The organism is Streptococcus sp. HSISS2, assembly GCF_000448665.1.
Classification (GTDB): domain Bacteria; phylum Bacillota; class Bacilli; order Lactobacillales; family Streptococcaceae; genus Streptococcus; species Streptococcus raffinosi.
In genome coordinates this window covers 175029-180827 of the sequence record NZ_CM002133.1, presented here as the reverse complement: position 1 = coordinate 180827, position 5799 = coordinate 175029, and the positions used below count along the sequence as shown (strand labels likewise).

General features: G+C 39.4%; 6 protein-coding genes. 4 read left to right on the top strand and 2 right to left on the bottom strand.

Annotation, left to right across the window (positions count from 1 at the left end):
* Positions 1–496 (bottom strand): adaptor protein MecA (locus HSISS2_RS00935; RefSeq protein WP_134981477.1); only part of this gene is annotated, 496 nt, incomplete at its 3' end.
* Between the two features lie 206 nt (positions 497–702).
* Between HSISS2_RS00935 and HSISS2_RS00930 the strand changes: the two genes are divergently transcribed.
* Both HSISS2_RS00930 and HSISS2_RS00925 read left to right on the top strand, forming a co-directional pair.
* Entirely contained in the window at positions 703–1074 is a 372-nt protein-coding gene (locus HSISS2_RS00930; RefSeq protein WP_042766876.1) for a DUF3021 family protein, read from the top strand.
* A gap of 206 nt (positions 1075–1280) precedes the next feature.
* Positions 1281–2162 carry a diacylglycerol kinase family protein gene (locus HSISS2_RS00925; RefSeq protein WP_021144919.1) on the top strand — a complete coding sequence of 294 codons (882 nt, stop codon included), beginning with the start codon at positions 1281–1283 and terminating at the stop codon, positions 2160–2162.
* Between the two features lie 201 nt (positions 2163–2363).
* On the opposite strand, the gene HSISS2_RS00920 is transcribed toward HSISS2_RS00925, so the two are convergent.
* Positions 2364–3218: an undecaprenyl-diphosphate phosphatase gene (locus HSISS2_RS00920; protein WP_008535722.1), complete on the bottom strand. Its 855-nt coding sequence runs from the start codon at positions 3216–3218 to the stop codon at positions 2364–2366.
* A gap of 202 nt (positions 3219–3420) precedes the next feature.
* On the opposite strand from HSISS2_RS00920, the gene HSISS2_RS00915 reads away from it, so the two are divergent.
* Both HSISS2_RS00915 and HSISS2_RS00910 read left to right on the top strand, forming a co-directional pair.
* A complete protein-coding gene (locus HSISS2_RS00915; RefSeq protein WP_021144918.1) occupies positions 3421–4971 on the top strand; it encodes an ABC transporter substrate-binding protein/permease in 1551 nt (516 codons plus the stop codon).
* Positions 4971–5711 (top strand): amino acid ABC transporter ATP-binding protein, encoded by a 741-nt coding sequence (locus HSISS2_RS00910; RefSeq protein WP_008535720.1) that lies wholly within the window; start codon positions 4971–4973, stop codon positions 5709–5711. Before HSISS2_RS00915 ends, HSISS2_RS00910 begins: the two co-directional genes overlap by 1 nt.
* The last annotated feature ends 88 nt before the right edge of the window (positions 5712–5799 follow it).

The following is a 5799-nucleotide window of genomic DNA, read 5'->3' as shown; positions in this document are numbered from 1 at the left end:
CTTGATCAAAGTCAGAGAAGGCCAAGACATAGTGGGTATAGTCTTCACGAATATTTTCTTCAGCCACTTCCTTGGTAGGCTCTGTCATAGCCTTATCAACCTCTTCCAAGGTCTTTTCAAGCTCTTCGAGCTTATGGTGTGCTTCGATGTCACCCTTGTCCATAAAGTTACCCTCAAGGGCCTTTAGAAACTCTTCTGGAGAAAGCCCTGAATAGTCATCCATATCTGACAAATCGTTGAAATCAAGGTCTTCCTTAAGATCTGATTTAGTCACAAAGACATCCACACGATCCTTGCGTGGCGTGACACGGAAGCTCAGCATTCCACTATTTTTAAAGTTATCAGGCAAGTCCAACTCATCCATGACAGTATAGAAAAATTCCTCTGTTTTTTCCTGGGGAATCAAGAAATCCTTCAATTCCATACCATGTTCTTCAAGATCTTCCATGGTAATCATGATTTTTAGAGTTGTCTCGCTTATTTGTTTCATTTCCATATGTAAAAAACCTCGCACGAGTAGTTATTTCATTATACTAGAAAAGCCAAGAGATAGCAATTTCTGAGCAAGTTTAGATCTTATTTTAAGAGGCTTTTCTAAAAATTCTCTAATGCTAGCAAAGACCTGAATTTCCCTTTTTATAGCCGTCATATATCCTAGAAAGGAGTATAATAAAAACGGATATATAGTTGGAGGTGATGACCATGACTACTTATAAAAAAGGATGGCTTCGAGCTAGCATTGCTGGAGGAATAACGAGTTTTTTGACGCTTTTTCTCTACTTATCCGGGCAACCTCATCAAGTAAACAAATCTACCTTTCTTACAGGACTAATCATTGCCATCATACTGGCAACTGCCCCCATTTACGACGATAACCGTTTGACACTCAGACAACAATCACTGCTCCACTTCTCAATCATGTGTGTTACCATCCTTCCAATTCTATGTTTATCTGGATGGTACCCCTTGCATAATGTCGTGGACTTCTTGAAAATCCTAGCGAGTTTCTTAACCTGCGGACTGGTCCTTTGGACACTAGCTTATCTTATCTTTGGAAAACTCCTCAGCAAATAGACCTTAAACTATATGGAAGGTACGTTTTTAACTTTCTTCCCCAATTGTTCATAACAGTTACTACTTCATAGACGGAGAGGATTAGAATTATTGAGATAGAAGGTTTTGGCTATATACTACCCTAGCTAATAAAAACAATAGAAAGAGCACATAACCAGTTGATGTGATACAATACAACTAATTAAAGTTGCAGGGAGAATAAAGCAATGAAAAAAGCCATGTTAATTATTAATCCAACCTCAGGTGGAGAAAAGGCGCTAGATTATAAAGCAAATATAGAAAATAAAGCTAGGGAATATTTTGACGATGTTGAAACTAAAATCACACAAAAATCTAAAGATGCTACCCACTTTGCTGAGAGGGCGTCTAAGGAAAAGTATGAAGCGGTGATAGTTTTTGGTGGGGATGGTACGGTAAACGAAGTCATTTCAGGAATCGCTGAAAAAGATTACATTCCAAGACTTGGCATCATTCCTGGAGGAACTGGTAATTTAATCACAAAATTACTGGAAATAAATCAAGATATTGACAAAGCCATTGAAGAACTTGATTTCAATTGTACGAATACCATTGACATTGGAAAAGTTAATCAAAATTATTTCGGCTATATTTTTAGTATAGGATCTTTACCGGAAGCCATCCATAATGTTGGAATAGAAGATAAAACTAAATATGGAATCTTCGCATATGCAGTCAATACAATGAAGTCTGTCATAAAAGACGAAGTATTTAATATTCTTATTGAAACCGAAAATGGCAATTATAAGGGAGAAGCAAGTCAAGTATTAGTACTCTTATCTAACTATTACGCTGACAAAAAACTATTTGATGAAAACAAAGACGGCTATGGAAATATCTTGATTTTGAAAGATGCGTCCATTCTCTCTAAGCTATCTACTATTCCAGATTTGTTAAAAGGGGAAGTCGTTGAGAACGCTAATATTGAATATATCAAAGCAAAAACGATAAAAATATCTTCAGATATCGCCTTGGAATCAGATGTTGATGGTGATAAATCTGATAACTTGCCAGTGGACATTAAAATACTTGGAAATCACATTGAAGTTTATTCCGTTCCGAAAAAATAGGCCTTTTCTAAGTGTATAGAAAATAAACATCCCGAAAGATAGCCTTACTAAGGATGTGACCGATAAAAAAGAGATGCAATACGGTGTAGTGAAAATAAAAAAACGAGGAACCTGCTCTGATTTTTTGAGAGATTCCTCGTTTTTTACTTGCTTATTACCTTGAGACCCCTTGATTGTGATCTCTTTGTCAAGTTGCTTATATTATCCAAAAATAAGTTTGATCGCTCCATAGAGAAGCACGATAATACCAAGTACAATACGGTATTTTCCGAAAACCGTGAAGTCATGTTTCTTAATATAGTTCATCAAGAAGCGAATGACAAACAAGCTGACAACAAAGGCTGTTACACTAGCTACCAGGAGAATGGCTACTTGTCCTCCAGTCAATGTATTCCCATCAATAAAGTACTTAACTGCCTTAAGCCCACTGTAACCAAACATGGTTGGAATACCAAGGAAGAAAGTGAAGTCAGCGGCTACGCTACGGCTAGTACCAACGATGATACCCCCAAGAATAGTAGCACCTGAACGGCTTGTCCCTGGGATGATACTCAAAACTTGGAAAAGACCGATATAGAAAGCTGTCTTGTAAGACATTCGTGCCAAATCGGTTACCTTAGGTTCAACACGTCGATTACGGTCCTCAATCCAAATAAAGGCAATCCCGTAGACCACCAACATGATGGCTACAACAAGGAAATTACTGAGGTGAGCTTCCATCCAATCATCCAAAAAGAGTCCAATGAAAGCTGAAGGGATACAAGCAATGACTACCTTAAGCCAAAGTTGCCAAGTCAATTGCACTTCACGTGCTGTCTTACCAGGTTGGAAAGGATTCAAACGTTTAAAGTAGATGACCATAACCGCCAGAATAGCTCCAAGCTGAATAACGATATTAAACATATCGATGAAGGCTTTACTTTGTCTCAAGTTCAAGAATTCATTAACCAAAATCAAGTGACCTGTTGACGAAATAGGCAACCACTCAGTGACTCCTTCAACAACCCCTAGAAAAACCGCTTTTAGTAATTCAATAATATACTGTGCCGTTTGCATAATTCACTCCGTTTTAAAATGTTAGTCTTATCACACTAATAGTGAGTAAGGCTCTAAATTGTCCTTCCCATTATATCAAATTAGCAACTGTATTTAAAGACAATCCTGATATACAGTTTTTTCTAGTCTTAACTTATTGTCATCAGTCCTAATTTCCTGTAAAATAGTAAGGAATGACATTTTTATAGGAGACATTGTTTCAATGAAGAAAATTATTGTAGCCTGCTTTGCAGCGCTTCTCCTCGTTTTTGGTGGGGTATCAAGCGCTCAAGCAGACGAGTATCTCCGTGTCGGGATGGAGGCTGCCTACGCACCTTTTAACTGGACACAGGACGATAACTCAAATGGAGCTGTTCCAATCGAAGGAACAAAACAGTATGCCAACGGTTATGACGTGCAAATCGCTAAAAAAATCGCTGAAGCTCAAGGTAAGAAACCTTTAGTCGTCAAAACGGCCTGGACCGGTCTCATCCCTGCCCTCACATCTAGTAAGATTGATATGATTGTTGCAGGTATGAGTACAACTGCTGAACGCCGTAAAGAAATCAACTTCTCAGATAGCTACTATACGAGTGAACCTGTAGTTGTGGTCGATGCAAAAGGTAAGTATGCCAATGCAAAAACGATTGACGATTTCAAGGGGGCCAAGATTACTGCCCAACAGGGAAACTACTTGGTAGACCTAATCACACAAATTCCAAATGTTGATAAACAAACACCCATGAGTGACTTTGGTGCCATGCGTCAAGCGCTATCTTCTGGCATTATTGATGGTTATATCTCTGAGAGACCTGAAGCACTTACAGCTGAGGCAGCTAGCTCAACTTACAAGATGATAGCTCTCAAAAAAGGTGACGGATTCAAGGTCTCTAACGACGACATTTCGATTGCCGTTGGTCTTCGTAAGGACGATACAGAAACACTCACTCAAGTTAATAAGGTCCTTGCCACTATTAGTCAAGATGACCGAGCTAAACTCATGAACCACATCATTAGTATTCAGCCTGCTGAAAAACATGATGAAACAAAGAAGACTAGCTTCTTTAGCCAAATGGCAACTATTCTAAGTAAAAACTGGCCACAATTCTTACGTGGTACAGGAATTACCCTTCTTATCTCAATTATCGGTACAGTTGTGGGTACTTTCATCGGTCTTATGATCGGTGTTTACCGCACAGCTCCTAAAGCTGCTAATAAATTTGTAGCCTTGCTCCAAAAACTCTTCGGTTGGGTTCTTAATGTCTATATCGAAGTTTTCCGTGGCACTCCTATGATTGTACAATCTATGGTTATCTACTACGGTACTGCCCAAGCCTTTGGTATCAATATTGACCGCACCCTAGCCGCTGTTATTATCGTTTCTATTAATACCGGTGCCTACATGAGTGAAATCGTTCGTGGTGGTATCTTCGCAGTAGACAAGGGACAATTCGAAGCCGCAACTGCTCTTGGTTTCTCTCACGGTCAAACCATGCGTAAGATTGTTCTTCCACAGGTTATCCGTAACATCTTGCCAGCCACTGGTAATGAATTCGTTATCAACATCAAGGATACTTCTGTTTTGAACGTTATCTCCGTTGTCGAACTTTACTTCGCTGGTAATACTGTGGCAACACAAACTTACCAATACTTCCAAACATTCTTTGTTATCGCAGCCATCTACTTTGTCCTTACCTTTACAGTGACACGTGTCCTACGTTACGTAGAACGCCGCTTTGACCAAGATACATACACACAAGGAGGGGCTCACTAATGACTGAGACGATTTTAGAAATCAAAAACCTCAAAAAATCATACGGACAAAATGAAGTCCTCAAAGATATCTCCCTCAGTGTTAAAGAAGGGGAAGTTATCTCAATTATTGGTTCGTCAGGTTCAGGTAAATCAACCTTCCTTCGCTCCATTAACTTGCTTGAGTCACCTTCAGGCGGTGAGATTCTCTTCCATGGAGAAAATGTTCTTGAAAAGGGCTATAATCTTACTGCTTATCGTGAAAAGCTAGGAATGGTGTTCCAATCCTTCAACCTCTTTGAAAACCTCAACGTTTTAGAAAATGCCATCGTGGCTCAAACAACTGTTCTCAAACGTGATCGCAAAGAAGCTGAAAGCATCGCCAAGGCAAACTTGGAGAAAGTTGGCATGGGTGAACAATACTGGAAAGCTAAACCAAAACAACTTTCAGGGGGACAAAAACAGCGTGTTGCTATCGCTCGCGCCCTCTCTGTAAATCCAGAAGCCATCCTATTTGACGAACCTACCTCAGCCCTAGACCCAGAAATGGTTGGGGAAGTTCTCAAGACCATGCAGGAACTGTCTCAAACTGGTTTAACCATGATTATCGTAACCCATGAAATGGAGTTCGCACGTGACGTTTCAGACCGTGTCATTTTCATGGATCAGGGTGTTATCGCTGAACAAGGGAGTCCAGAACAACTCTTTGAAAATCCTAAAGAAGAACGTACCAAGGAATTCCTCAAACGTTTCTTGGGTTAAAAACGAAAAAGTTAAGGTTTCGACCTTAACTTTTTTTAGATTCTCAAATATAAAAAAAACGGCAGATGCCGTTTTTTTGTCTATGATT